The 21,316-nt window shown below is 68.3% G+C and carries 22 protein-coding genes and 1 pseudogene; 15 read left to right on the plus strand and 8 right to left on the minus strand.

Annotation, left to right across the window (positions count from 1 at the left end):
• Positions 1 to 24 precede the first annotated feature (24 nt).
• Genes QM714_RS17535 through ilvA form a run of 4 tightly spaced genes read left to right on the plus strand, consistent with a single transcriptional unit; the run spans position 25 to position 5,186 of the window.
• Entirely contained in the window at positions 25 to 1,188 is a 1,164-nt protein-coding gene (locus tag QM714_RS17535) for a cystathionine gamma-synthase (protein WP_415102623.1), read from the plus strand.
• Positions 1,185 to 2,582 carry a glutamate mutase L gene (locus QM714_RS17540; protein ID WP_415102624.1) on the plus strand — a complete coding sequence of 466 codons (1,398 nt, stop codon included), beginning with the start codon at positions 1,185 to 1,187 and terminating at the stop codon, positions 2,580 to 2,582. Before QM714_RS17535 ends, QM714_RS17540 begins: the two co-directional genes overlap by 4 nt.
• 10 nt (positions 2,583 to 2,592) lie before the next feature.
• On the plus strand, positions 2,593 to 3,948 hold the full coding sequence (locus tag QM714_RS17545) for an AI-2E family transporter (protein ID WP_415102625.1): 1,356 nt from the start codon (positions 2,593 to 2,595) through the stop codon (positions 3,946 to 3,948).
• Between the two features lie 23 nt (positions 3,949 to 3,971).
• Positions 3,972 to 5,186, plus strand: coding sequence for a threonine ammonia-lyase (gene ilvA / locus QM714_RS17550; protein WP_415102626.1), 1,215 nt, complete (start codon positions 3,972 to 3,974; stop codon positions 5,184 to 5,186).
• 12 nt (positions 5,187 to 5,198) lie between these two features.
• Here the strand turns inward: ilvA and greA are convergent, their stop codons facing one another.
• Together greA and QM714_RS17560 are read right to left on the minus strand one after the other, a co-directional pair.
• Positions 5,199 to 5,693, minus strand: coding sequence for a transcription elongation factor GreA (gene greA / locus QM714_RS17555; protein ID WP_415102627.1), 495 nt, complete (start codon positions 5,691 to 5,693; stop codon positions 5,199 to 5,201).
• Positions 5,694 to 5,896: 203 nt separating this feature from the next.
• A complete protein-coding gene (locus QM714_RS17560) occupies positions 5,897 to 6,295 on the minus strand; it encodes a DUF4307 domain-containing protein (RefSeq protein WP_415102628.1) in 399 nt (132 codons plus the stop codon).
• A gap of 91 nt (positions 6,296 to 6,386) precedes the next feature.
• Between QM714_RS17560 and mca the strand changes: the two genes are divergently transcribed.
• Together mca and QM714_RS17570 are read left to right on the plus strand one after the other, a co-directional pair.
• A complete protein-coding gene (gene mca, locus QM714_RS17565; protein WP_415103055.1) occupies positions 6,387 to 7,238 on the plus strand; it encodes a mycothiol conjugate amidase Mca in 852 nt (283 codons plus the stop codon).
• Positions 7,239 to 7,250: 12 nt separating this feature from the next.
• Positions 7,251 to 7,541, plus strand: a complete 291-nt coding sequence (locus QM714_RS17570) for a hypothetical protein (RefSeq protein ID WP_415102629.1) — start codon at positions 7,251 to 7,253, stop codon at positions 7,539 to 7,541.
• A gap of 7 nt (positions 7,542 to 7,548) precedes the next feature.
• Here QM714_RS17570 and QM714_RS17575 read toward each other — a convergent pair whose 3' ends face one another.
• Positions 7,549 to 9,054: a carboxylesterase/lipase family protein gene (locus QM714_RS17575; protein WP_415102630.1), complete on the minus strand. Its 1,506-nt coding sequence runs from the start codon at positions 9,052 to 9,054 to the stop codon at positions 7,549 to 7,551.
• Positions 9,051 to 9,617: a hypothetical protein gene (locus tag QM714_RS17580; RefSeq protein ID WP_415102631.1), complete on the minus strand. Its 567-nt coding sequence runs from the start codon at positions 9,615 to 9,617 to the stop codon at positions 9,051 to 9,053. The genes QM714_RS17575 and QM714_RS17580 overlap by 4 nt, the downstream gene beginning before the upstream one ends.
• Before the next feature lie 245 nt (positions 9,618 to 9,862).
• Between QM714_RS17580 and QM714_RS17585 the strand changes: the two genes are divergently transcribed.
• The 4 genes from QM714_RS17585 to QM714_RS17600 all read left to right on the plus strand — a co-directional run bounded on the left by QM714_RS17585 (position 9,863) and on the right by QM714_RS17600 (position 12,307).
• Entirely contained in the window at positions 9,863 to 10,219 is a 357-nt protein-coding gene (locus QM714_RS17585; protein WP_415102632.1) for a hypothetical protein, read from the plus strand.
• A 50-nt stretch (positions 10,220 to 10,269) separates the two neighbouring features.
• Positions 10,270 to 10,593 (plus strand): YciI family protein, encoded by a 324-nt coding sequence (locus tag QM714_RS17590; protein ID WP_415103056.1) that lies wholly within the window; start codon positions 10,270 to 10,272, stop codon positions 10,591 to 10,593.
• A 725-nt stretch (positions 10,594 to 11,318) separates the two neighbouring features.
• Entirely contained in the window at positions 11,319 to 11,900 is a 582-nt protein-coding gene (locus QM714_RS17595; protein WP_415102633.1) for a class I SAM-dependent methyltransferase, read from the plus strand.
• A complete protein-coding gene (locus tag QM714_RS17600; RefSeq protein WP_415102634.1) occupies positions 11,897 to 12,307 on the plus strand; it encodes a GNAT family N-acetyltransferase in 411 nt (136 codons plus the stop codon). Before QM714_RS17595 ends, QM714_RS17600 begins: the two co-directional genes overlap by 4 nt.
• A 122-nt stretch (positions 12,308 to 12,429) precedes the next feature.
• Here QM714_RS17600 and QM714_RS17605 read toward each other — a convergent pair whose 3' ends face one another.
• The 4 genes from QM714_RS17605 to QM714_RS17620 are packed head-to-tail and all read right to left on the minus strand — an operon-like array spanning position 12,430 to position 15,099.
• The gene (locus tag QM714_RS17605) at positions 12,430 to 13,254 is read right to left on the minus strand and encodes an alpha/beta fold hydrolase (RefSeq protein WP_415102635.1); all 825 of its coding nucleotides are present in this window, start codon (positions 13,252 to 13,254) and stop codon (positions 12,430 to 12,432) included.
• The gene (locus QM714_RS17610; protein ID WP_415102636.1) at positions 13,251 to 13,652 is read right to left on the minus strand and encodes a Rieske (2Fe-2S) protein; all 402 of its coding nucleotides are present in this window, start codon (positions 13,650 to 13,652) and stop codon (positions 13,251 to 13,253) included. The genes QM714_RS17605 and QM714_RS17610 overlap by 4 nt, the downstream gene beginning before the upstream one ends.
• Positions 13,649 to 14,428 carry an IclR family transcriptional regulator gene (locus QM714_RS17615; RefSeq protein ID WP_415102637.1) on the minus strand — a complete coding sequence of 260 codons (780 nt, stop codon included), beginning with the start codon at positions 14,426 to 14,428 and terminating at the stop codon, positions 13,649 to 13,651. Before QM714_RS17615 ends, QM714_RS17610 begins: the two co-directional genes overlap by 4 nt.
• Entirely contained in the window at positions 14,425 to 15,099 is a 675-nt protein-coding gene (locus QM714_RS17620; RefSeq protein ID WP_415102638.1) for a hypothetical protein, read from the minus strand. The genes QM714_RS17615 and QM714_RS17620 overlap by 4 nt, the downstream gene beginning before the upstream one ends.
• 99 nt (positions 15,100 to 15,198) lie before the next feature.
• Here QM714_RS17620 and QM714_RS17625 point away from each other — a divergent pair, with 99 nt between their 5' ends.
• The 5 genes and pseudogenes from QM714_RS17625 (at position 15,199) to QM714_RS17645 (ending at position 21,279) form a co-directional block, all read left to right on the plus strand.
• Positions 15,199 to 16,293: a catechol 2,3-dioxygenase gene (locus tag QM714_RS17625; RefSeq protein ID WP_415102639.1), complete on the plus strand. Its 1,095-nt coding sequence runs from the start codon at positions 15,199 to 15,201 to the stop codon at positions 16,291 to 16,293.
• A 66-nt stretch (positions 16,294 to 16,359) separates the two neighbouring features.
• Positions 16,360 to 17,205: pseudogene (locus tag QM714_RS17630) on the plus strand (catechol 2,3-dioxygenase); the annotation flags it as partial.
• A 9-nt stretch (positions 17,206 to 17,214) separates the two neighbouring features.
• Positions 17,215 to 18,288, plus strand: a complete 1,074-nt coding sequence (locus QM714_RS17635; protein ID WP_415102640.1) for a histidine phosphatase family protein — start codon at positions 17,215 to 17,217, stop codon at positions 18,286 to 18,288.
• Positions 18,281 to 19,369 (plus strand): PEP/pyruvate-binding domain-containing protein, encoded by a 1,089-nt coding sequence (locus QM714_RS17640; RefSeq protein WP_415102641.1) that lies wholly within the window; start codon positions 18,281 to 18,283, stop codon positions 19,367 to 19,369. Before QM714_RS17635 ends, QM714_RS17640 begins: the two co-directional genes overlap by 8 nt.
• A 149-nt stretch (positions 19,370 to 19,518) precedes the next feature.
• A complete protein-coding gene (locus QM714_RS17645) occupies positions 19,519 to 21,279 on the plus strand; it encodes a PEP-utilizing enzyme (protein ID WP_415102642.1) in 1,761 nt (586 codons plus the stop codon).
• The last annotated feature ends 37 nt before the right edge of the window (positions 21,280 to 21,316 follow it).

Raw genomic sequence — 21,316 nt, forward strand, 5'->3', positions numbered from 1 at the left:
AGCCGGCCGACTATCGTCGGCTCGGTGAGCGAGCAGCAGCACCGGCACAAGGCCGGCTTCGAGACCCGTGCCATCCATGCCGGCTACGAGCCCGACCCGATCACCGGGGCGGTGATCCCGCCCATCTTCGCGACCTCCACCTTCAAGCAGGACGGCGTGGGCGGGCTGCGCGGTGGATATGAGTACAGTCGCTCCGCCAACCCGACCCGCACCGCGCTCGAGGGCAACCTCGCTGCGTTGGAGGAGGGCGAGGCGGGCTTCGCCTTCGCCTCCGGTCTGGCGGCCGAGGACACCCTGGTTCGTGCGGTGTGTCGTCCGGGCGACCATGTGGTGCTGCCCGGAGATGCGTACGGCGGCACGTTCCGGCTGTTCGACAAGGTCGAGAAGGCGTGGGGGTTGGCGCACACGGCCGCGCCGGTGTTCGACACCGCGGCCGTGGGCGCCGCCATGCAGCCCGGCCGAACCAAGCTGGTCTGGATCGAGACGCCGACCAACCCTCTGCTCAACATCGCCGACATCGCCGCGCTCGCCCGGGTCGCCCATGACGCGGGAGCCCTCCTGGTAGTCGACAACACCTTCGCGTCGCCGTACCTCCAGCAGCCGCTGACCCTCGGAGCCGACGTGGTCGTGCACTCGACGACGAAGTACTGCGGCGGCCACTCCGACGTCATCGGCGGCGCCCTCGTCGTGCGTGATCTAGAGCTGGCCGAGCAGATCGCCTTCCACCAGAACTCCATCGGGGCGGTCGCCGGTCCGTTCGACTCCTGGCTCGTGCTGCGCGGGCTCAAGACACTCGCGGTGCGGATGGACCGGCACTGCGACAACGCCGAGCGCGTGGTCGACTTCCTCGTCGGGCACGCCAAGGTGGGGGACGTCTTCTATCCCGCCCTGTCCGGACATCCGGGCCACCAGGTCGCGGCGCAGCAGATGCGGCGGTTCGGCGGCATCGTCAGCTTCCGGGTCAAGGCGGGGGAGCAAGCGGCGGTCGACGTGTGTGGCCGCGCGGAGGTCTTCACCCTGGGGGAGTCGCTCGGTGGCGTCGAGAGCCTGATCGAGCATCCCGGCCGGATGACCCACGCGTCGGTGGCCGGCACCGAGCTCGAGGTGCCCGGCGACCTGGTCCGACTGTCGGTCGGCATCGAGTCCGCGGACGACCTGGTCGCCGACCTGGACCGAGCGCTCGGGTGAGCAGCGACTCCGACAGCGGGGCGGATGTCGTCATCTGCGCAGACTTCGGCTCCACCTTCACCAAGACCGCGTTGGTCGACCTGGCAGAGGGCAGGATCGTCGCCCAGGCCTCGCATCGCACCACGATCGACACCGACGTGCTCGACGGGTACGACGCGTGCTTGGCCGAGCTGATCAGCCAGGATCCGCGGGCCGCGGATGCCGAGGTGCTCGCCTGTTCGAGCGCCGGCGGCGGACTCCGGATTGCCGTCATCGGCAACGAGGAGCTGGTCACCGCCGAGGCGGGCCGACGAGTGGCGCTCTCCAGTGGCGGCCGGGTGGTGGGGGTCTTCGCGGCCAGCCGGGGCGACGACCTGGCCGGCCTGACCGAGGTTGCGCCCGACGTGGTCCTGCTCACCGGTGGCACCGACGGTGGCAACAGCGAAGCCCTGCTGGCGTGCGCCCATGACCTTGCCGCGGGGGAGTGGCGCGGGCCGGTGGTCGTCGCGGGCAACGCCGACGCCCGGGAGGAGGTGCGGGCGATCCTCGACGACGCAGGCCTGCCGTCGGTGGTCACCGACAACGTCGTGCCGCGGATCGGCGTGCTGCATCCCGAGGGTGCCCGGGCCGCCATCCGTGAGATGTTCCTGGTCCACGTCATCGGCGGCAAGCATCTGAGCAGGCGCGCCGACTTCACCGCGATGGTGCGCGGAGCCACTCCTGACATCGTGCTGACCGGTGTCGAGCTGCTGGCCCGCGGCCTCGACGCGGCCCACCCCGGTGCCGGCGACGTGGTCGTCGTCGACGTTGGTGGTGCGACCACCGATGTGCACTCGGTGGTCGAGCTCGATCCCGAAGACGCTGCCGCGCCCGACGGTCTCGGCCGTGAGGTGGTGGCCACCACGCCGGTGACCCGGACTGTGGAGGGTGACCTGGGCATGCGCTGGTCGGCTCCGGACACGGTCCGCGCCGCGGGGCTGGACGCCTTCGACGAGGCGGCCGCTCGGCGACGCCGCGATCCGGCGTACCTCCCCGACTCCGAGGAGGAGACCGACGTCGACGAAACGATCGCCCGCGCCGCCGTCGGGCTCGCACTGCGCCGTCACGCCGGCCGGAGCAGGGTGGTCGTGAGCCCCGAGGGCCGGGTCGTCGAGCGGACCGGCAAGGACCTGCGTGAGATCGACCTCCTGGTCGGCTCCGGTGGTGTCCTCCGCAACGGCCGTCCGGGCGTGGCCGGTCGCGTGCTCGACGGCAGCCTCGGGGAGGAGGTCGAAGGGGGCTGGCAGCTGCCACGGCGCGCGGCGGTGGTCGTCGACTCGGACTACGTGCTGGCGGCTGCCGGCCTGCTTGCGACGGCGTATCCGGAGGCGGCCTATCGGCTCGCCGCGAGGATCGCAGTGGCCTCGCCTCGGTAACGTTGCGGGCGTGAGCGACGAGGACGTGCCTTCCGAGTCTGCGCCCCAGCCTGAGAGCGCCCAGGCTCAGAGCGCCCAGCCTGAGAGCGCCCAGCCTGAGAGCGCTCCTCTCGAGGGAGCAGAGCCGGGCGGTGGTCCCAGGCTGACCCAGCAGTGGGCACAGCAGTGGGCGCAACTGCGTGCCGAGCGGCGTCAGGAGTCGACCCAACCGGTCATCGTGACCGGGCCCTCGAACTTCAGCCGGGCGCAGGTGCCCTGGGGCCTCGACCTCGCCGCGGCCTGGGCGTGGCGGTTCCTGGTCATCGTCGCCGCGGGTCTGCTCATCGTGTGGACCCTGGGCCACTTCGCGGTGATCACGCTGCCCCTGGTGATTGCGCTGCTCATCACCGCGCTCTCCTCGCCGGTGGTGCGTTGGCTGGAGAAGATCGGGGTGCGCCGGTCCCTGTCGGCGCTGGTCGTGGTGATCTTGGGGATCGGGTCCGTCGCGCTGCTGCTCACCTTCGCCGGTCAGCAGGTCGCCAACGGCGCCACTGACCTAGCGAACCAGGTCGTCAAGGGTCTCGACCAGATCAAGAACTGGCTGCGGGAAGGGCCGCTCAACGCCAGCGACACGCAGATCAACGCCTACATCGACAAGGCTCAGCACGCCCTGACGAAGTACACCGAGGACGGCAAGCTGGTCACCCATGCCACCGAGGTGGGCACGGCGGTCACTCATGTGTTCGCCGGCTTCTTCATCGTGCTCTTCTCGACCTACTTCTTCTTGGCCGACGGTGACCGGATCTGGGCCTGGGCGGTCCGGATCGCGCCCCGGGCGGCTCGCGAGCGAGTCGACTCCTCCGGTCGGGTCGCGTGGATCTCACTCACCCAGTTCGTCCGGGCGACGGTGATCGTCGCCCTGGTCGACGCCCTCGGCGTGATGCTCGTCGCCACGATCTTGCGGGTGCCCTTCGTGCTGGCGATCGGCGTCCTGGTCTTCCTCGGCGCCTTCATCCCGATGGTCGGCGCGGCCGTCGCCGGGACGGTGGCCGTGCTGGTGGCCCTGGTCGACCAAGGGCCCTATGCCGCGCTGTTCATGCTGCTCGGTGTGATCGCCGTCCAGCAGCTCGAGGGGCACGTGCTGCAGCCGTTCCTGATGGGCAGGTTCGTGGCGATCCACCCGCTCGGGATCATCGTGGCGATCGGCTGCGGTGTGCTCGTTGCCGGTGTCGCGGGCGCCCTGGTCGCCGTACCCTGTGCCGCGGCGATCAACGCGGTCGTGCTGCACCTAGCCGGGGGCGACGAGTCCGACGAATCGGCGCCGCTCGCTGACGACGTGCTTCCCGAGCCACCTGACCGACCGAGTTCTGGCCAGGCGACGGACTAGACGCGGCAGGCGGAGGAGAAGCGATGACGGAGGTCCCCACGGTCAGCTTGGCCGATATCCAGGCCGCAGCGGGTGTGCTCGACGGGGTGGTGGCCCGCACGCCCACCCGCAACGCGCGCTGGCTCGCCGAGCGCCTCGGCGGCGATGTGCGGCTGAAACTGGAGAACCTTCAGCGCACCGGGTCGTTCAAGCCGCGCGGTGCCTACCTGCGGCTATCCCGACTGAGCGACGCCGAGCGGGCAGCCGGGGTGGTCGCCGCGTCCGCCGGAAACCACGCCCAAGGGGTGGCGATGTCCGCCCAGCGGCTGGGCATCTCCTCGACCATCTTCATGCCCGAGGGTGCGCCGATCCCCAAGGTGAACGCCACCCGGGGGTACGGCGCCGAGGTGGTCTTTCGCGGGCAGTATCTCGACCAGGCCATCGAGGCCGCCCAGGAGTTCGCGGCCGAGACCGGGGCGGTGTTCATCTCGCCCTTCGACCATCCCGACATCGTGGCGGGGCAGGGCACCTGCGGCCTGGAGATCCTCGAGCAGGCACCCGAGGTGCGCACGCTCGTGGTGCCTACCGGCGGAGGCGGGCTGCTCGCCGGCATCGCCATTGCGGTCAAGGCGCTTCGTCCCGACATCCGGGTGATCGGCGTGCAGGCCGAGGCCGCCGCGGCGTTCCCGCCCTCACTGGCTGCGGGACACCCGATCCGGCTGGAGGCGATGCGCACGATGGCAGACGGCATCGCCGTCGGCCGGCCAGGAGACATCACCTTCCGCGCGGTGCAGGAGCATGTCGACGAGATCAAGACGGTCTCGGAGGACTCCCTGGCGCGGGCGCTGGTCACCCTGCTCGAGCGCAGCAAGCAGGTGGTCGAGCCGGCCGGTGCCGCGGCGGTGGCCGCCATGGCCACTGATCCGGACGCGTTCGAGACACCCGCGGTGGCCGTGGTGTCCGGCGGCAACATCGACCCGTTGCTGCTCAACAAGGTGGTGCGACACGGTCTCGCTGCGGCCGGCCGCTATCTCTACCTCGGTGTGGTCATCTCCGACCTCCCGGGCGGCCTCGCCGGTCTGCTCACCGAGGTCGCTGCTCTCGGTGCCAGCGTGATCGATCTCAGCCACGAGCGGATCTCAGCCGATCTCGCCCTCAACGAGGTCGAGATCGGGCTGCAGCTCGAGACCCGCGGTGCCGAGCACGCAACCCGGCTGCGGGCCAGGCTCGAGGAGCTCGGCTACCGAATCGTGGACTGAGCGTCCGCCGGGTCAGCGGGTGTAGGGCACGGCGTCGACGATCTCGACCTGCAGCATGTTGCCGTTGGGGGCGGCATAGCTGACCGTGTCGCCGCGACGGGCACCCATGATCGCCGAGCCGAGCGGCGACTGCGGGGAGAAGACCTGGATGGTCCCGTCCTCCATCTCACGGTGACCCAACAGGAAGGTCTCGGTGTCGTCGTCGCCGACGAATCGGTAGGTCACCTTCATGCCCTGCTCGACCACGCCGTCGTCAGGCGGGGTCTCACCGACCTCGGCGCGGCGCATCATGTCCTCGAGCTGTCGGATCCGCGCCTCGACCTTGCCCTGCTCGTCCTTGGCGGCGTGATAGCCGCCGTTCTCCTTGAGGTCACCCTCGTCGCGAGCGGCACTGATCCGGTCGATGATCTCCTGACGGACCGGGCCGCGCAGGTGGTCGAGCTCGGCCTGCAACTTGTCGAAGGCGTCCTGGGTCAACCAGATGGTCTGCTCACTGGACTGGGTCATCGGGTTGCCTCCTACTGTGCGACGAGGACGTGCCTACGCCTTGGGTTCTCGGGCCTGTCCCGCTGGTAGTCGGCGGCTCTTTCCGCTCATCAACGACTCGGCTGTCGGTCAGCCCGCGGGACCAGACCGTCCAGTCTAGCAAGGATGATCGGTGCCGCCCCGCCAATCCCAGGAGATCAACCCTCAGGGTCACCGCGAGGAGATCAGCGCGGGCTCTGTTGGTCGGGCGTGGTGCAGCCCACCAGATCGACCGCGGTGGCCCGCCGCTCGGTGCGGATCGTGACGGTGTTGGTGCCGCTCGTGGGCACCCAGGAGTAGTCGCCGACGGGGGTATGGTCCTCGGCCAACGCGCGGACCACGCAACGTGCCTGCGCGCCCTCGTCCACGTGCACGGCCACCCGAGCCTCCAGCGCGTGGTCGTCGACCACCGTCCAGCCGAGCAGTTCCGAGGTCGCTTGTGGCGTCGTGTGGATCCACACGGCCCAGGCGACCCACGCCAAGAACGCGGCGGCCAGGATCGTCACCACGGCTCCCACCGCAACGCGGCGGCCGCGGCGCGCGCCGCCGTACCGCGTCGCCAGAAGATCCTCGGTCTTGCTCACCGGTCCATGCTTGCACGCGTCGCGCGGACCGCCGTCGACGGACTCCTACGATGGAGTGGTGTCCGAACATCCCCGCGCCGGCTACCGGCTCATGCATGTGCACGCCCACCCCGACGACGAGTCGAGCAAGGGTGCGGCGTCGACGGCGCGCTACGTCGCCGAGGGCGTCGATGTGCATGTGGTGACCTGCACGGGCGGCGAGCGGGGTTCGATCCTCAACCCGAAGATGGATCGTCCCGACATCGTCGACCACATCGGCGAGGTGCGTCGACAGGAGATGGAGCGAGCCCGCGACATCTTGGGCGTCACCCAGGACTGGCTGGGTTTCGTCGACTCCGGCTTGCCGGAGGGCGATCCGAAACCGCCCCTGCCAACCGGCTGCTTCGCGAGCATCCCGGTGGAGGAGGCGGCCGCCCCCTTGGTGCGGCTGATCAGGTCGCTGCGGCCGCACGTCGTGACGACGTACGACGAGCGGGGCGGCTACCCGCATCCGGACCACGTCATGTGCCACCGGATCGCTGTTGAGGCCTTCCATGCCGCCGGCAACGCCGAGCGCTACCCGGACGCGGGCGAGCCGTGGCAGCCGCTGAAGCTCTACTACCACCACACCTTCAACCGGCCGCGCACGCAGGCGTTGCACGACGCGATGGTCGCGCATGGCCTCCACTCGCCCTACGCCGAACGGCTCGAGGAGTGGCAGCCCGACCCGGAATGGGACTCCCGGATCACTACCCAGGTCGAGTGTGCGGACTACTTCGGGGTCCGCGACCAGGCCCTGATGGCCCATGCCACCCAGATCGACCCGGACGGCTCGTGGTTCTCGATCCCGCGGGAGTTGCAGGAGGAGTTCTGGCCGTACGAGGACTACGAGCTCGTGGCAAGCCACGTGCCGACGGAGCTTCCCGAGGACGACCTCTTCGCTGGCATCGACACGCCCACCTGACACACTGGCCGTATGGTCATCGAAGTGCTCACCACGATCTCGTCGATCCTCGCCGACGATCCCGTCCCCCAGGACAACGACGTGGTGGCCGGCCCTTGGGGCGCAGTGATCTTCGTGGCCCTGATCGGCTCGGTGGTCTTCTTGCTGTTCAGCTTCACCAAGCAGTTGCGCAAGGTCCAGGCCGCCAAGGAGGCGGGGGTGTACGGCGACGAGCCGGTGGCCGACGGTGACGATCATGCCGACGATGGTCCGTCGGGCACGGCCGCTCGCACCGGTGAGGGCGACGGCTCCTCGTCGACCTGAACCAACGTCAGTCGGCTGGGCGAAGCGACCCGACGACGGCGACGTCGCTGTAGGCGTCGGATCGCACCGAGGACGGCACGTCGTAGACCCGCACCGAGCGCTCGGGCGGGGTGTAGGCCGGCCAGCCCGGATCGCCGCCGGCGATGAGGGCCACGGCGGCACCGTGGACGTCGTCGGCGAGCGCCCGCGGTGGTTGGGCACCGGTGAGATAGTCGACGCGGTCGAGGCCCAGGCAGTCGAAGAAGAACGGGACGTCCACGCAGTGCACCGCGATGCCGAAGCTCTGCGACACCCAAGAGAACCGATAGAGCCAGGCTGGTGCCCCGCTCGCCGCGCGCAACTCGGCGATCCTCCAGCTGCGGGCCCGGAACATGGCATCGGTGACGTACTGCGCAAGCAGGTCGGCGGGATCCAGCCCTTGGTGCCCGACCAGATAGGCGGCGGCGGTCGGTCCAGGGACACCCAGGGCGGCCAGCACCGTCGCCGGGTCGGTCCCGGCCAGGGCTTCACGTCGTTCGGTGACCACCTGGTTGAACTCGTGGTCGGTGGCGCCGAGCAGCAGGCCCTTGTCGGCGCCGACGCCATGGGCGATCGCGTCCTCGATGGACTCCGGCAGGAGGTCGCCGTCGACGACCGGAGCCCACGACAACGGGGTGCCTGACGTCATACCGGTGAGGAGTGCCAGCGGGTCTGACCCGTCGCCCTCTCGCTGGACCGGGATCGGCGCGCTGACCTGCTGCTGGAGCCGGAGCACGTCGTCCTCGGTCAGGGTGGCCCAGCCTGCTCGGGTCGGCGCGACCCCGGCAGCGTCGGCGAGAGCGCGCCCGAGCTGCTCGGCCCGGTCGAGTGGCACGTGCGCGGTCGTGCCGGAGAGCGAGATGGCCCGCTGGAACAGCCCAGCGGCTCGGGGCGTGCTCAGCAGCGTGAGCACTGCTCCGCCACCGGCTGACTGGCCGGCGATGGTGATCCTGCCCGGGTCGCCACCGAACGCCGCGATGTTGTCGCGCACCCACTCCAGCGCGAGGATCCAGTCCAGGATGGCCCGGTTGTGAGGCGCGTCCTCGATCCAGCCGAAGCCGTCGAACCCGAGGCGGTAGGAGACGCTCACCGTGACGACTCCGTCGCGGTTGAAGGCCGCCCCGTCGTACCACGGACTGGCGGGCGACCCGGAGATGTAGCCGCCGCCATGGATGTAGACCAGCACCGGCAGCGCGGCAGCCGGTTCGCCGGGTCGGGGGGTGAAGACGTTCGCGTTCAGGGTCGACGCACCTGCCACCGACGGCTCGGGGATCAGGGTGATCTCGGCGGACTCACCGCGTTGGGGGGTGGCGCCGTACGTCGTCGCCTCGCGGACGCCGGACCACTCCTGATGCGGGACGGGTGCGGCGAAGCGGAGGTCGCCCACGGGTGGCTGGGCGAACGGGATGCCGAGGAAGGCCGCCGACCCCTCCCGCCAGAGTCCGCGCACGACTCCGGCGCTGGTGGTCACCTCAGGCTGGTCGCTGATCGTCATGTCGGGTTCGCCGAGGGCGAGGCGTTGTGGCGGATCTTGAACTCGCGGAGTGCGGCGTCCAGATCGCCCTCCGCACCGATCTGTCGCCAGAAGGTCGGGAAGAGCTCTTCGGCCCGCTCCAGCGGGAAGTCCAACCGATGCGGCTTCTCGGCGAGAAAGGCGGCGATGTTCTCGTTGACGGTGCTGACGTAGAAGCGGGCCAGTCGAATCCGCTGCTTCTCCTGATACTGCTTGCGCATCACGATGCCTTGGGCGAACGCGCGGATGATCCCGGAGTGGAAGCCGCTGTCCCAGCGTCCGGCGTACGACGCCGCCACCCTGCGCGGATCTCTGGTCAGGTGGACGTAGAAGGTCTGTCCGTGGTCGAAGCGGGTCTGCAGCCCGCCGAGGAACCAGGAGAGTCGGTTGTCGGACTCGATGTGCTGGTCGGGGTAGTCGAACCGCCGCTCGCCGACCCGTCGCTTGTTCGTCTCGTGGCCAGCGGTGAAGTTGGTGATGTGACGGCATGCCCGCTCGAAGGTGGTCGACCCGCAGCGACCGGTGGACAGCACGAACACGCGCATGGGTGGAGAGCGTAGTGGGTGGTCGGGCCGGCCTTGTCAGGCAGGTTCCTCGGTGGCGTGGGAATCGGTCAGGGTCAGCGCTCCCCAGCCTGCGATCACGCCGACGATCACCGCCAAGATCGCGTAGGTGATCTGCTCCCCGTGGTTCGGGGCCTACTTCATGCGTGACACGGGGGTCCAACCCAACGGCGTCCTGCTCTACGAGCGGATCGGTCCGAGGGAGAAGCTTCCACGCAGTCTCCGCGGTGGTCGGCTTCGTGGTTGGTGTCGCCGCGGAGCTGGGTCCGCAGCCGCCGCAGGAGATCCTGGACGGCACCATCGATCGAGCGACCTACATCGATCGGCATGCCGACCAGTGGCGTGCGCTGGACCCGGCGGCGTTTCCGTTCGTCCACTACATCGTCGAGGAGTTCGCCGTCCACGACGACGCCGAGCAGTTCCGCGGGTCTCGACCTCCTTCTCGCCGGTCTCCGGCAGCAGGCCGCACGCTGATCAACCAGGAACACCATCCTTCTTCATCCTTCTTTCCGGCAGGTTGTCGTATCGGCGGGTGGTTGTTCGTAGCAGGGGTAGAGGGTGGTCGTTGGGACCGCCGGAGCTGAGGAGATTGAAGATGACGCACTACCTGTTGTCCGTGCATGGTCCTGCCGAGATGAACGAGTTCGGCAACTACGTCTCCAAGGAGGAGATGGAGGAGGCGTTCGCCGCGACCGGTGCCTTCAACGACCAGCTTCACGCCGACGGCTATTGGGTCTTCGCGGGTGGTCTCAAGCCGGCGTCGACCGCGACCGTGGTCGACGGCCGAGGTGAGGCACCGGTGATGACCGACGGCCCCTACTTGGAGACCAAGGAGGTCATCGGAGGCTTCTGGGTCATCGACGCGCCAGACCTCGACGTGGCGCTCAAGCTGGCGGCCGAGGGCTCGAAGGCCTGCCGCGGCAAGGTCGAGGTGCGGCCGTTCCAGGGCTTCGCCTGAGCCGCTGAGATCGACGATCGATGGAGCGCGGAGCCGCGGCGAGGGTCGAGCGGGTCTTCCGCGAGGAGTACGGCCGCCTGATCACCTCACTCGTGCGCCGCTTCGGTGACATCGACATCGCTGAGGAGGCCGCGGGTGAGGCGCTCGCATCTCCCGCGGTCTTCGTGCGTCTGCCGCGGTCTTGTGGTGGCAAAGTGCCCTGTATTCCGGGTCCTCAGCCACAACAGCACCGCGGCAGATGGGTCAGGGCCACCACAGCACCGCGCCAGACGGGGCGGGATGCAGTTTCGGCCCGATCGAGGCACCCATCCCGGAGTCCATCGCTTGCTGCGATCCGGTCAGTCACACGCATCGCTGCTTCATCAAGGTAGGTGGATGAAGCGCCACCTCTCATGGCGTACTCGCCGTGGTGGGTGCAGGCCGACCCAGACACCTTGATGAAGCTGTGACAGGAGTGACCACCGCAGCCGGCAACCCGGACGGGAACCGGAGGTCGAGCGCTGCTTTCCGGTAGCTGCCTTGTCGATCGTGACCCCAGGTGACCAGCAACGCGGCCGTCAGCTGGAACACTCGGACTGCCTTCCACATCACCGAGGAACATGTGATCGTTGACATGATGGACCGATGTGTCAACGACACGTTCAGACCGAGCCCTAGCGTTCGGAGAGGTCGCGGAGGCCTATGCCAGGTGGCGTCCCATCTATCCAGCCGAGGCTGTTGAATGGATGTTGGTCGGCGCTCAAGCCGTCGTTGAACTTGGAGCCGGCACTGGCCAGCTCACCGGCCAACTTCTCCAGCGCGGAATAGCCGTGCACGCGGTCGAAGCCGATGCACGAATGATCGCGGCGTTGCGTCGGCATGCTCCTGCCGCACACACCTACGAAAGCTGGGCCCACAAGATCCCTCTGCCAGACCAGAGCGTCGATGCCGTGGTGAGTGCCGACGCATGGCACTGGTTTCCAGTCCAAGAGACGATCGCCGAGGTTGGTCGCGTCCTGCGGCCCGGAGGATGGCTCGCTCTCGTGTGGAACAAGGTCACGCCCGTGCATGAGTGGGAGTACGAGCTCGCCGGCATCGACCCTGACAAGAAGGGCATCGTTCAACCACCGGCAGAAGAGCAAGCAGAGGGACTCTTTCCCGCCGACGAGGTTCAGGTTGCGTCCGTCCCATGGGTCTGGCGCCGCATGGCAGGGTATCTCGACATGAAAGCTCCTTTGTGGATTCACCGCGTCCCTACTGACGACCGGTCCGTTAGCGCGGTCGCTGCTGACGTGATCGAGCGCTCAGGATGGGCGGGACGAGCGTGACCACTCGCACGGCGACCGACTCAGACCTGCCTGTTCTCGTCGAGCTTGACGGACATGTGTCTTCCCTCGACCTCACCGACATCGTGAAGTCGGGGCGGGTGATGGTCGCCGAGGTCGAGGGGGCCGTCGTCGGATTGTTGCGATGGGGTCTGTTCTGGGACCAGGTGCCCTTCATGAACCTTCTCTGGGTCGTTCCGGAGTCGCGTGGTCAAGGAGTCGGCACGGCGTTGGTCGAGGCATGGGAGCAGGCGCAACGCGCTGCCGGTCACGCCATGGTGCTCACTTCGACGGTATCGGCCGAGTCCGCGCAGCATCTGTATCGACGGCTCGGCTACGTCGACAGCGGTGTCCTGCTGCTGCCGGACGAGCCGGCGGAGCTGATCTTCCGCAAGCCGCTCATCGAGTGACACATCTACCCGTGATCCGAGCACTCGACTGACTGTGATGCGAGGCCGACCGCATCGGGGCGGCAGTGACACGAGCGTCCCGGTGAGCGTGATGGAGCAGCGGCCGGCCACACCGCAGCCCGTCAGCTCAAGAAGTCGACCACCAGTCGGTTGAACGAGTCGGCGTGCTCGATCTGCACCCAATGGCCACAGCGGCCGAACACGTGCAGCCGGGCGTCGTCGATCAGTTCGAGCAGCCGGAGCGAGTTCTCCAGCGGGATCACCTGGTCGTCTCGTCCGTGCACCACCAGCGTGGGGCAGGTGATCGACCTGATCAGGTCGTCGGCAATGGTCAGGGCGTCGACGCCGGCCTGCCTCGGGGCGGGGAACATCGCCGCGAACGCCTCCTGCACCCCCGTACGGGTGGCTGCGCGCAGGCGCAGTCGGGCCAGGTCGTCGGAGACGAGGCTTCGGTCGTAGGCGAAGATGTCGAGCAGCCCGCGCATCGCTTCGAGGGACGGCTCGAACCCCCAGACCGCGTCGAGGGCGGGGGTGATCTCGAAGGGCACCCCGACGCTGCCCATCAACACCAGACGCTCGACCCGGTCCGGGTCTCGGACGGCAAGGCTCAGGGCAAGCGCGCCGCCGAAGCTGTTGCCGACCACGGATATCCGGTCCAGGCCGAGCTCGTCGAGGAGGCCGACCAGGTGGGCGGTCCAGACGTCCAGGTCGTAGCGGTGGTCGGGGGCGGGGTCGGTGTAGCCGAAGCCCAGCATGTCAGCGGCGACGACTCGGAAGCGCTTCGCGAGCACCGGCAGGTTGAGTCGCCAGTTCGCCCACGCGCTCACCCCTGGGCCGGAGCCGTGGATGAGCAGCACCGGCTCGCCAGATCCCACGTCGTGATAGTTCGTGCGCACTCCGGCGGCGACGACGTTGCTGCCGATCTCGGGACTCGTTGCGTCGCTCATTGCTCACCTCGGGGCTCACCTCTGGCCTGAGCCAACAGCCACTCGCGCATCGATTGGGGCTCCTTGGGCGGGGGTAGGACGGCCTCGACCCATCCGTCGACCACTCGGGTGGGATAGACGGTTGCGCCGCGCTCGGGCAGGTCTGTGCGGGCGCCGGTGCTCACGTCGAAGCACCAGAAGTGGCCGGGGCAGACGAGCGTGCCGTCCTTGATCAGCCCGCCGGAGAGTGCGATGTCGCGATGTGGACAGCGATCGAGCATCGCCACTGGCACCCCCTGCGGGGTGAGGACGACGCACACACGATCTCGGTCCTGGCCGGAGTCGCCGACGATGCGACCGATCGGCCGCTCGGCGTCAACCTCGTCGATCCGGCAGATGCGCACCCAGGTCTCGCTCACCTGTTCCACCCCAGGCTGGAGGAGATACGCAGCGCGGTCTCGATGACCGGCCGCACCATGTGACGCAGGCCGGCGTCCACGGACTCGACCCACTCGGCCACCGACACCGAGGCGATCACCTGGCCGAGTGGGTCGCGGATCGGCGCGGCGACCGAGCACATCCCGGGCTGGGACTCGCCGCGGTTCTCCGCGAAGCCCTGCCGCCGCACCCGATCCAGCTCGGCCATGAACTCAGCCTTCGAGGTGATCGTGCGTGGGGTCTTGGGTGAGAGTCGCATGCCGTCGACGAGCAGCTTCTGACGCTCAGCCGGCAGGAAGGCCAAGATCACCTTGCCGCTGGAGGTGGCGTGAGCGGCGTTGCGGCTGCCGACCGCGCGGAAGACGGGAATGGCTCCCGGGCCCTCCCGTCGCTCGACATAGAGCACGTCGGTGCCGTCCAGGATCGCGAGGTGGAGCGTGCCGGTGGTGGCCTTGCGCAGCTGGTCCAGCGGAATGGTGGCGGCCTCGTGCAGCCGCTGGGCGGTCTCGGCGCTGGCGCCGAGCGAACGCATCGTCGAGGTGAGCCGGAACAGCCCGGTCTCCTCGACCTTCTCCAGGAGACCCTCCTCGACGAGCGTCCAGATGATCCGATGGGCCGTGCTCTTCCCGACGCCCACCCGTCGAGCGAGCTGACTGACACCCATCTGGGTGGTGTGCTTGCCGAACTCGCGCAGGATCCTGGCCGCGGCGGCGACGCTGGAGAGTCGCTCGCCGCCGACGGAGGACTGCTCGGTCATCGAGTGACGTCCTGGGTCGAGATGTCCTGCATCAGTGCGTCCAGGCTCTGCTCGGCGGAGGCTCTGCTGCCGAGGACGACCCGGCCCGAGGTGAGGTCGCCGACGAGCAGGGCGGCCGCCCGGTCCAGCCCGGCGCGCACACAGACGCCGAGCTCGTCGACGCTGTTCTGCTGACCGGGCAGGGCGCGGCGGACCCGATCCAGGTCACGCGCGGTCTTCGTGTGCAGGTTGGCCAGCGCCACCCCCGAGTGCTGCGCGTGATGGGCACCCAGGCCGCCGCCCACGTCGACGGTCAGGTGGTAGGCCGTGTCAGTGACGCCCAGCACCCGTCGTACCTCTGCTGGGGTGTCCTCACTCAGCAACCCGAGCTCGGGCAGCACCGAGGGATCGTAGAACCGGAGCGTCCAGTGCACTCCGAGGTAGTCGTCATCGAAGGCGACTTCGGGCCCGCGCAGCGGCGGCAGAGTGTCGAGGGTGGCCACCAGGTGCAGGCGACGCGATGCCGCGGCGATCACGGTGACCTTCGGAGCGGATACCAACGGCAGCCCTGCACGCTCGGCCGGCGGCAGGTGCCGAACGTGGTCGAGGTAGGTCGTGTGCAGTGCGCTGACGTAGTCACGGACCAGCTCGCGCATGGCCTCAGGCCCGGCACGGGTGGGGTCATCGCTCACCACCCCAGAGTGATCCCCGAAGAGACAAATGGACAGAATCTGTTCCGTATGGCGGAACGCCTGCACCGAGCAGCTCGCTGGCGATCCAAAGATGGCCGCATGACAGACGTGAACGACGTCACAGGTCATCGTGACCTAGCCGAGGGCACGCCCGAGGGCACCCGTCGCCTGGTCGCGCCCGACGCGCCGTCTGACGGGCCAGGAGTCGATCCGTCCGACAGCCGCCAGGCACGCCGACTCTCGGGCCGGAGCACCGTCGCCGGGAGGCCGCGCGGGATCCTGCGCCTGGGTCATGTCAACATCACCTGCACCGACCTGGACCTGGCCACGGCCTACTACACCGGCGTCATGGGCATGGAGGTCACCGCGAGGACGAACGACTCGGTCTACCTCAAGTGCTGGGACGAGGAGGACCACCACTCGCTGCGGTTGCGCTACGCGCCGCGGGTGGGGATGGACTCGATGTCGTTCAAGGTCCATCACGAGGACGATCTCGCAGACCTGGAGAACCGAGTCTCTCGATACGGCTTCCCGGTCGAGCGGGCCAGCAGAGGCGAGGAGCTCGGGCAGGGAGAGTCGATCCGGTTCTCCACCCCGAGCGGGCACCTGATGGAGCTCGTGGCCGACGTGGAGAAGGTCGGCACCTCGAGGCCGCGCAACCTGGCGGACTCCATGCTCGAGAACGACGGTCGGCGGGTGCGGGACGTGATCGCACCACCCCGGATGGACCACATGCTGATCAACGCCGAGGAGGTCGGGGAGTCCACCCGGTTCTTCATGGATGTGCTGGGCTTTCGGATCACCGAGCAGCTTCTCGACGGCAACGGCCATCAACTCGGGACCTGGCTGGAGCGGTCGCACTCACCCCACGATCTCGCGATCGTGCACGGCGCCAACGGCGGACTCCACCACTTCGCGTTCTGGCTCGACGATTGGGAGGACGTGCGAGAGTCGGCGGACATCCTCGCCTACAACGGGATCCAGCTCGATGTGGGGCCGACCCGGCACGGCATCACGCGCGGCTCGACCATCTACTTCTTCGACCCGTTGGGCACTCGCAACGAGGTCTTCACCGGCGGCTACAAGCCCGATCCGGACTTTCCCACGATCACCTGGACCGAGGACAACGTCGGCCGGGCGATCTTCTACTACGAGGGCGAGCTCAACGACCGCTTCATGAAGGTGCATACCTGATGTCCATTCTGCGTCTGTCCCACGTCGAGATCCGGGTCCCGGACCTCGAAGCTTGCGACTGCCTACTACTCCGAGGTCGTCGGCCTGATCGAGACCGGGCGGGATTCGTCTCGCGTGTTCCTCAAGTGCTGGGACGAGCACCAGCACCACAGTGTCGTGCTGACCTTGGAGCCGACCCACGGGATCAACCACTTCGGCTTCAAGGTCACCGATGCCGCCGACCTCGACCACTATCAGCAGCGGCTGGAGGCCGCCGGCGTCGGGGTGCGCAGGTACGCCGCCGACGAGTGGGCCGACGGGCACGGCACGTCGATCCGATTCACCCTGCCCAGCGGTCACCAGATGGAGCTGGTCTACGGCATGCAGCAGGTGGGCAACCTGTTGCCCCAGACCAACCCGCCACCGCGACCGATGGACCTGGTCGGCATCGCTCCGCCGCGGATCGACCACGTCTTCTTGACGGCGGAGGAGGTCGACACCAACACGCGATTCCTCATCGACCACCTCGACTTCAGGCTTACCGAGCAGGTTCTCGGTGACGACGGCTTCCAGATCGCCAGCTGGCTGGAGGTCTCCCACCGCTCGCACGACATCGCCTTCATCACCGGCCCGAATCAAGGCTTGCACCACTTCGCCTGGTGGGTCGACAGCTGGACCGACCTGCGTGGAGCGGCCGACACCTGCGTCTACCACGGTGTCCACGTGGAGACGAACCCCACTCGGCATGGCGCCACGCGCGGGCAGTGTCTCTACTTCTTCGACCCCGTGGGCAATCGCAACGAGATGTTCACCGGTGGCTACTGGGTCGATCCCGGTGCAGAGCCGATCACCTGGACCGAGGCGGAGATGGGTCGAGCGATGTTCTACTACGACGGCGTCGTCAACCAGCAGTTCCTCACGGTGCATAGCTGAGGACCGGCGATGACCATCGACGAGGAGACCGGCCGGACGTTGCCGCGAACCGAACGCCCCGACGCGCCGGCCTACCTGACCCGCCATCGGGCCCGCCGCTCGGTCCCACCGACGTCGCCCTCGCCGGATCCTCAAGATCCCTCCCTCCCGCTCTACCTGCGCCGATTCCGCGAGCGAGGCGACCAGCACAGCGACCCGGTGATGTACGACGGCGACGTCGTCGGCACCTCCCGGGCCTGGGCGGAGGTCACCCGCACCAAGGAGCTCGTCCCGGAGCGGCGAGACCAGCTGGCCGGGATCGACTGCGATGTCTATCTGGTGCGGCACGGCGAGACCCAGGGCTACTCCTCGGAGTCCGGGCTCACCCCGCTGGGCTCCTGGCAGGCACACCGCCGAGGCCAGGAGCTCGCCCGCCGAGTCTTCGACGGACAGCGCGTCGAGATGCTGTGCGCGCCGACGAACCGTGCGCGCCAGACCGGTGAGCACCTACGCCGCGGACTGATCGACAACATCGAGCTCTACGGGCGCGGCGACCCCGAGGTCAGCGAGCTCCAGGACGACCAGCTCTTCCGCAACTTCGAGGTCGCCACCCCGGACGGCCCCCGCGACGTCACCAGCGCCTTCCGGATCTACCACCGGGAGATGGAGAAGTACGAACGGGTCGGCTTGGGCGAGCGCCCCGGCTGGCTCGTCGACGTCGACCGGTTCTGGGGCATCCAGCAGGGCGGCGGCGACCCGATCACACACTGGCTGACGATGCCGATGATGTACTTCGAGCCGCCGGTCTCCTGTGTGCGCCGGTTCTGGCGTGGCATCTTGGCCGCCTATGAGCGGACCTCCGCCCGCTCGATCGTGGTGGCCACCCACTCGGGACCGATCCGCGCCTTCGCCGCTCTCGCGATGGGCTACGACCCCGGCGAACCGTTCAACACCGAGTTCGTCCGGGTGCGGCTGCTCGAGGGTGGGGTGACCGCGCTGGTGCTCTACCGCAACCGCGTCCAAGAGGTCGCCGTCCCCGACCTCGACGCCCTCCCGCCCATCCACGATCCGCGTTTCGACCAGCAGGAGGGGCCCGATGAGTGACGCGCCGTACGTCATCACCTTCGACACCCTGACAGAGGAGGCCAAGCCCGTCGTCGGCGGCAAGTGCGCCTCGCTCGGCACCATGAGCCAGGCCGGACTGCCCGTTCCACCGGGATTCGCGGTGACTACGTCGGTCTATGCCGCCGCGAAGGAGCTGGCTCCCGACTACGACGAGCTCACCGACATGCTGCAGACCGTGCCGGTCGGCGACACCGACGGACTGACGGCAGCGGCGAAGCGGGCTCGGGCCATGGTGCGCAGCTGGCCGATCCCGCAGGACGCCGAGCGGTTGATCCGCAAGGGGTACGCCGACCTCTGCGCGCACTGCGGTGTGGAGAACGTCCCGGTAGCAGTCCGGTCGTCGGCCACGGCGGAGGACACCCCGGATGCGTCCTTCGCGGGTGAACACGACACCTACCTCTGGGTCCGTGGGATCGATGACGTCCTCGCAAGGGTGCGCGCCTGCTGGGCCAGCCTGTTCACCGACCGGGCCATCGCCTACCGCGAGGAGATGGGCTACGACCACACCAAGGTCGACATGGGGGTGGCAGTGCAGAAGATGGTGCGGCCACGCTCCGCCGGGGTCGCCTTCACCCTCGACCCCACCAACGGCGACAGGTCGGGGATCTGCATCGACTCCGCGTGGGGCTTCGGCGAGGGCGTGGTGTCCGGCGAGGTCACCCCGGACAACTTCTTGGTGGACAAGGTCATGTGGTCGATCAGCCGGCGCACGATCTCACCCAAGACGCACGCCTACCAGTTAGCCGACGATCGGGTCAGCCGGGTCGAACTGTCCGAGGACCTACACCTTCAGCCGTCGCTCACCGACGAGGAGATCGTGGCGATCGCCCGGCTGGCACGCACCGCGGAGAAGCACTACGGCTGCCCGCAGGACATCGAGTGGGCGGTCGACGACGATCTTCCGGCAGGCGAGGACGTGGTCCTCCTCCAGGCTCGACCCGAGACCGTGTGGAGCAAGCAGAGCCACGAGGTCAAGGCCGACACCGACCTGATGTCGAGCATCGTCTCGACGCTGGTCAACCCGCTGTACGCCCACAAGGGGGCGACCTCGGACACCTGAGCCCGAGCCTTCATAGGACCCGTGGTCGAAGCACCATCCATCACCCACCTACCCGGCACCCGTCGGGTCGCACCTCCGGAGGAAGTCAGCACCATGGCCGATCGTTTCCCGAGCCCGTTCGAGATCGCCGCGCCTCCGGGCGCTGAAGGTTGGGAGGAGCCTCCAGCTACTCCTCCCTCTTCTGTGAGGAGCGTCGCGAGTACGAGGACGGAGGGTTCTGGTTCCAGGACGGGGTGCACTGGCCCGAGGCCGTGACCCCTTGGGAGACGACCTTCTACGAGTTCGCGATCAGCTCGCTGTCGCAGTACAACACCCGGCACTACATCATCCCGCCGGCGTACGGTGTCGACTACCGGATCCTCAACGGCTACGCCTACCTTTCCCCGGTTCCGGCCCCGCCGGAGGACATCGAGGCGCGAGTGCCGATGTTCCTCGAGCGAGCCGGGTTCTACTTCGGGAACTGGGACCGGCTCTACGGCGACTGGCTGGTGAAGATCCGCGCACTCGTGCAGGAGATGAGCGAACTCGAGGTGGCTCCGCTGCCGGAGAAGGAGGACCTCGATGTCATCACGTCGGGAGTCGGCACGGGCTCGGGACTGGGCCTGATCACGACGTACCATCAGCTCCTCGGCCTGGCGTTGAAGCTGTGGCAGTACCACTTCGAGTTCTTGAACCTCGGCTACGCGGCCTACCTCGATTTCTTCGGGTTCTGCAAGCAGGCCTTCCCCAGCATCCCCGACCTCTCGATCGCCAAGATGGTGGCCGGGGTGGACGTCGACCTGTTCCGGCCCGACGACGAGCTGAAGAAGCTGGCCCGGCTCGCCGTCGGATCCGGAATCGACGACCACTTCGGCTCGCGTGACCCTGGGGCGATCAAGGAGGCACTGGAACGCTCCGACGCCGGCCGGGCCTGGCTGGCCGCGTGGGAGGAGGCCAGCGAGCCGTGGTTCAACTTCTCCACCGGCTCTGGCTTCTACCACTCCGACAAGATCTGGATCCAGAACGTCGAGGTGCCGTTCGGCTACATCGCCGACTACATCGAGAAGGTCAAGAAGGGCGTCGACCTCAACCGCCCGGTCGAGGCGTTGCACGCCGAGCGCGACCGCGTGGTCTCCGAATACCGGGACCTGCTCGACTCCGACGAGGATCGCGCGGCGTTCGACGCCAAGCTCGGGCTGTCGCGTGTGGTGTTCCCCTACGTGGAGAACCACAACTTCTACGTCGAGCACTGGGCGCACTCGGTGCTGTGGCGCAAGATGCGGGCCTTCGGTGAGGTGCTCCTCGAGGCCGGGTTCATCAACGAGATCGACGACGTGTTCATGTTCAAGCGCTACGAGGTCGCCGAGGCGCTCTACGACTACTACTCCGGCTGGGCGGTCGGCGCTCCCTCGCGTGGTCAGGGTGGCTACTGGATCAAGGAGATCGAACGTCGTAAGGGCATCTTGTCCGCACTCAAGGCGTGGAGCCCGCCGCCGGCGCTCGGCATCCCGCCGGAGGTGGTCACCGAGCCGTTCACGGTCATGCTCTGGGGCATCACCTCCGACTCGGTGTCCGCGTGGCTGCAGGTCGGTTCCGGCGAGGACGGCGACGGCACCCTGTCCGGTTTCGCCGCCTCCCCAGGGCTGGTCGAGGGTCCGGCTCGGGTCATCTTCGGCGCCGACGAGATCGGTCAGCTCCAAGATGGCGAGATCCTGGTCGCGCCGCTCACCGCGCCCTCGTGGGCGCCCGTGTTCGGCAAGATCAAGGCCACGGTCACCGATGTCGGCGGGATGATGAGCCACGCAGCCATCGTCTGTCGCGAGTACGGCCTCCCCGCCGTCACCGGCACCGCTTTCGGAACCAAGACCATCAGGACCGGACAGATGATCCGGGTCGACGGCAACACCGGCAAGGTCACCGTCCTCGACTGACGATCCTGGCCATTCTTCATCCCTTAGGAGACATATC

This window comes from Nocardioides sp. (genome assembly GCF_047602075.1).
GTDB lineage: Bacteria > Actinomycetota > Actinomycetes > Propionibacteriales > Nocardioidaceae > Nocardioides.

Coding starts and splice junctions, on each gene's coding strand:
- ilvA (WP_415102626.1), top strand. CDS start 3,972: ATGACGGAGGTCCCCACGGTCAGCTTGGCCGATATCCAGGCCGCAGCG.
- greA (WP_415102627.1), bottom strand. CDS start 5,693: ATGACCCAGTCCAGTGAGCAGACCATCTGGTTGACCCAGGACGCCTTC.
- mca (WP_415103055.1), top strand. CDS start 6,387: ATGCATGTGCACGCCCACCCCGACGACGAGTCGAGCAAGGGTGCGGCG.
- QM714_RS17570 (WP_415102629.1), top strand. CDS start 7,251: ATGGTCATCGAAGTGCTCACCACGATCTCGTCGATCCTCGCCGACGAT.
- QM714_RS17575 (WP_415102630.1), bottom strand. CDS start 9,054: ATGACGATCAGCGACCAGCCTGAGGTGACCACCAGCGCCGGAGTCGTG.
- QM714_RS17580 (WP_415102631.1), bottom strand. CDS start 9,617: ATGCGCGTGTTCGTGCTGTCCACCGGTCGCTGCGGGTCGACCACCTTC.
- QM714_RS17590 (WP_415103056.1), top strand. CDS start 10,270: ATGAACGAGTTCGGCAACTACGTCTCCAAGGAGGAGATGGAGGAGGCG.
- QM714_RS17595 (WP_415102633.1), top strand. CDS start 11,319: ATGTTGGTCGGCGCTCAAGCCGTCGTTGAACTTGGAGCCGGCACTGGC.
- QM714_RS17605 (WP_415102635.1), bottom strand. CDS start 13,254: ATGAGCGACGCAACGAGTCCCGAGATCGGCAGCAACGTCGTCGCCGCC.
- QM714_RS17615 (WP_415102637.1), bottom strand. CDS start 14,428: ATGACCGAGCAGTCCTCCGTCGGCGGCGAGCGACTCTCCAGCGTCGCC.
- QM714_RS17625 (WP_415102639.1), top strand. CDS start 15,199: ATGACAGACGTGAACGACGTCACAGGTCATCGTGACCTAGCCGAGGGC.
- QM714_RS17635 (WP_415102640.1), top strand. CDS start 17,215: ATGACCATCGACGAGGAGACCGGCCGGACGTTGCCGCGAACCGAACGC.
- QM714_RS17640 (WP_415102641.1), top strand. CDS start 18,281: ATGAGTGACGCGCCGTACGTCATCACCTTCGACACCCTGACAGAGGAG.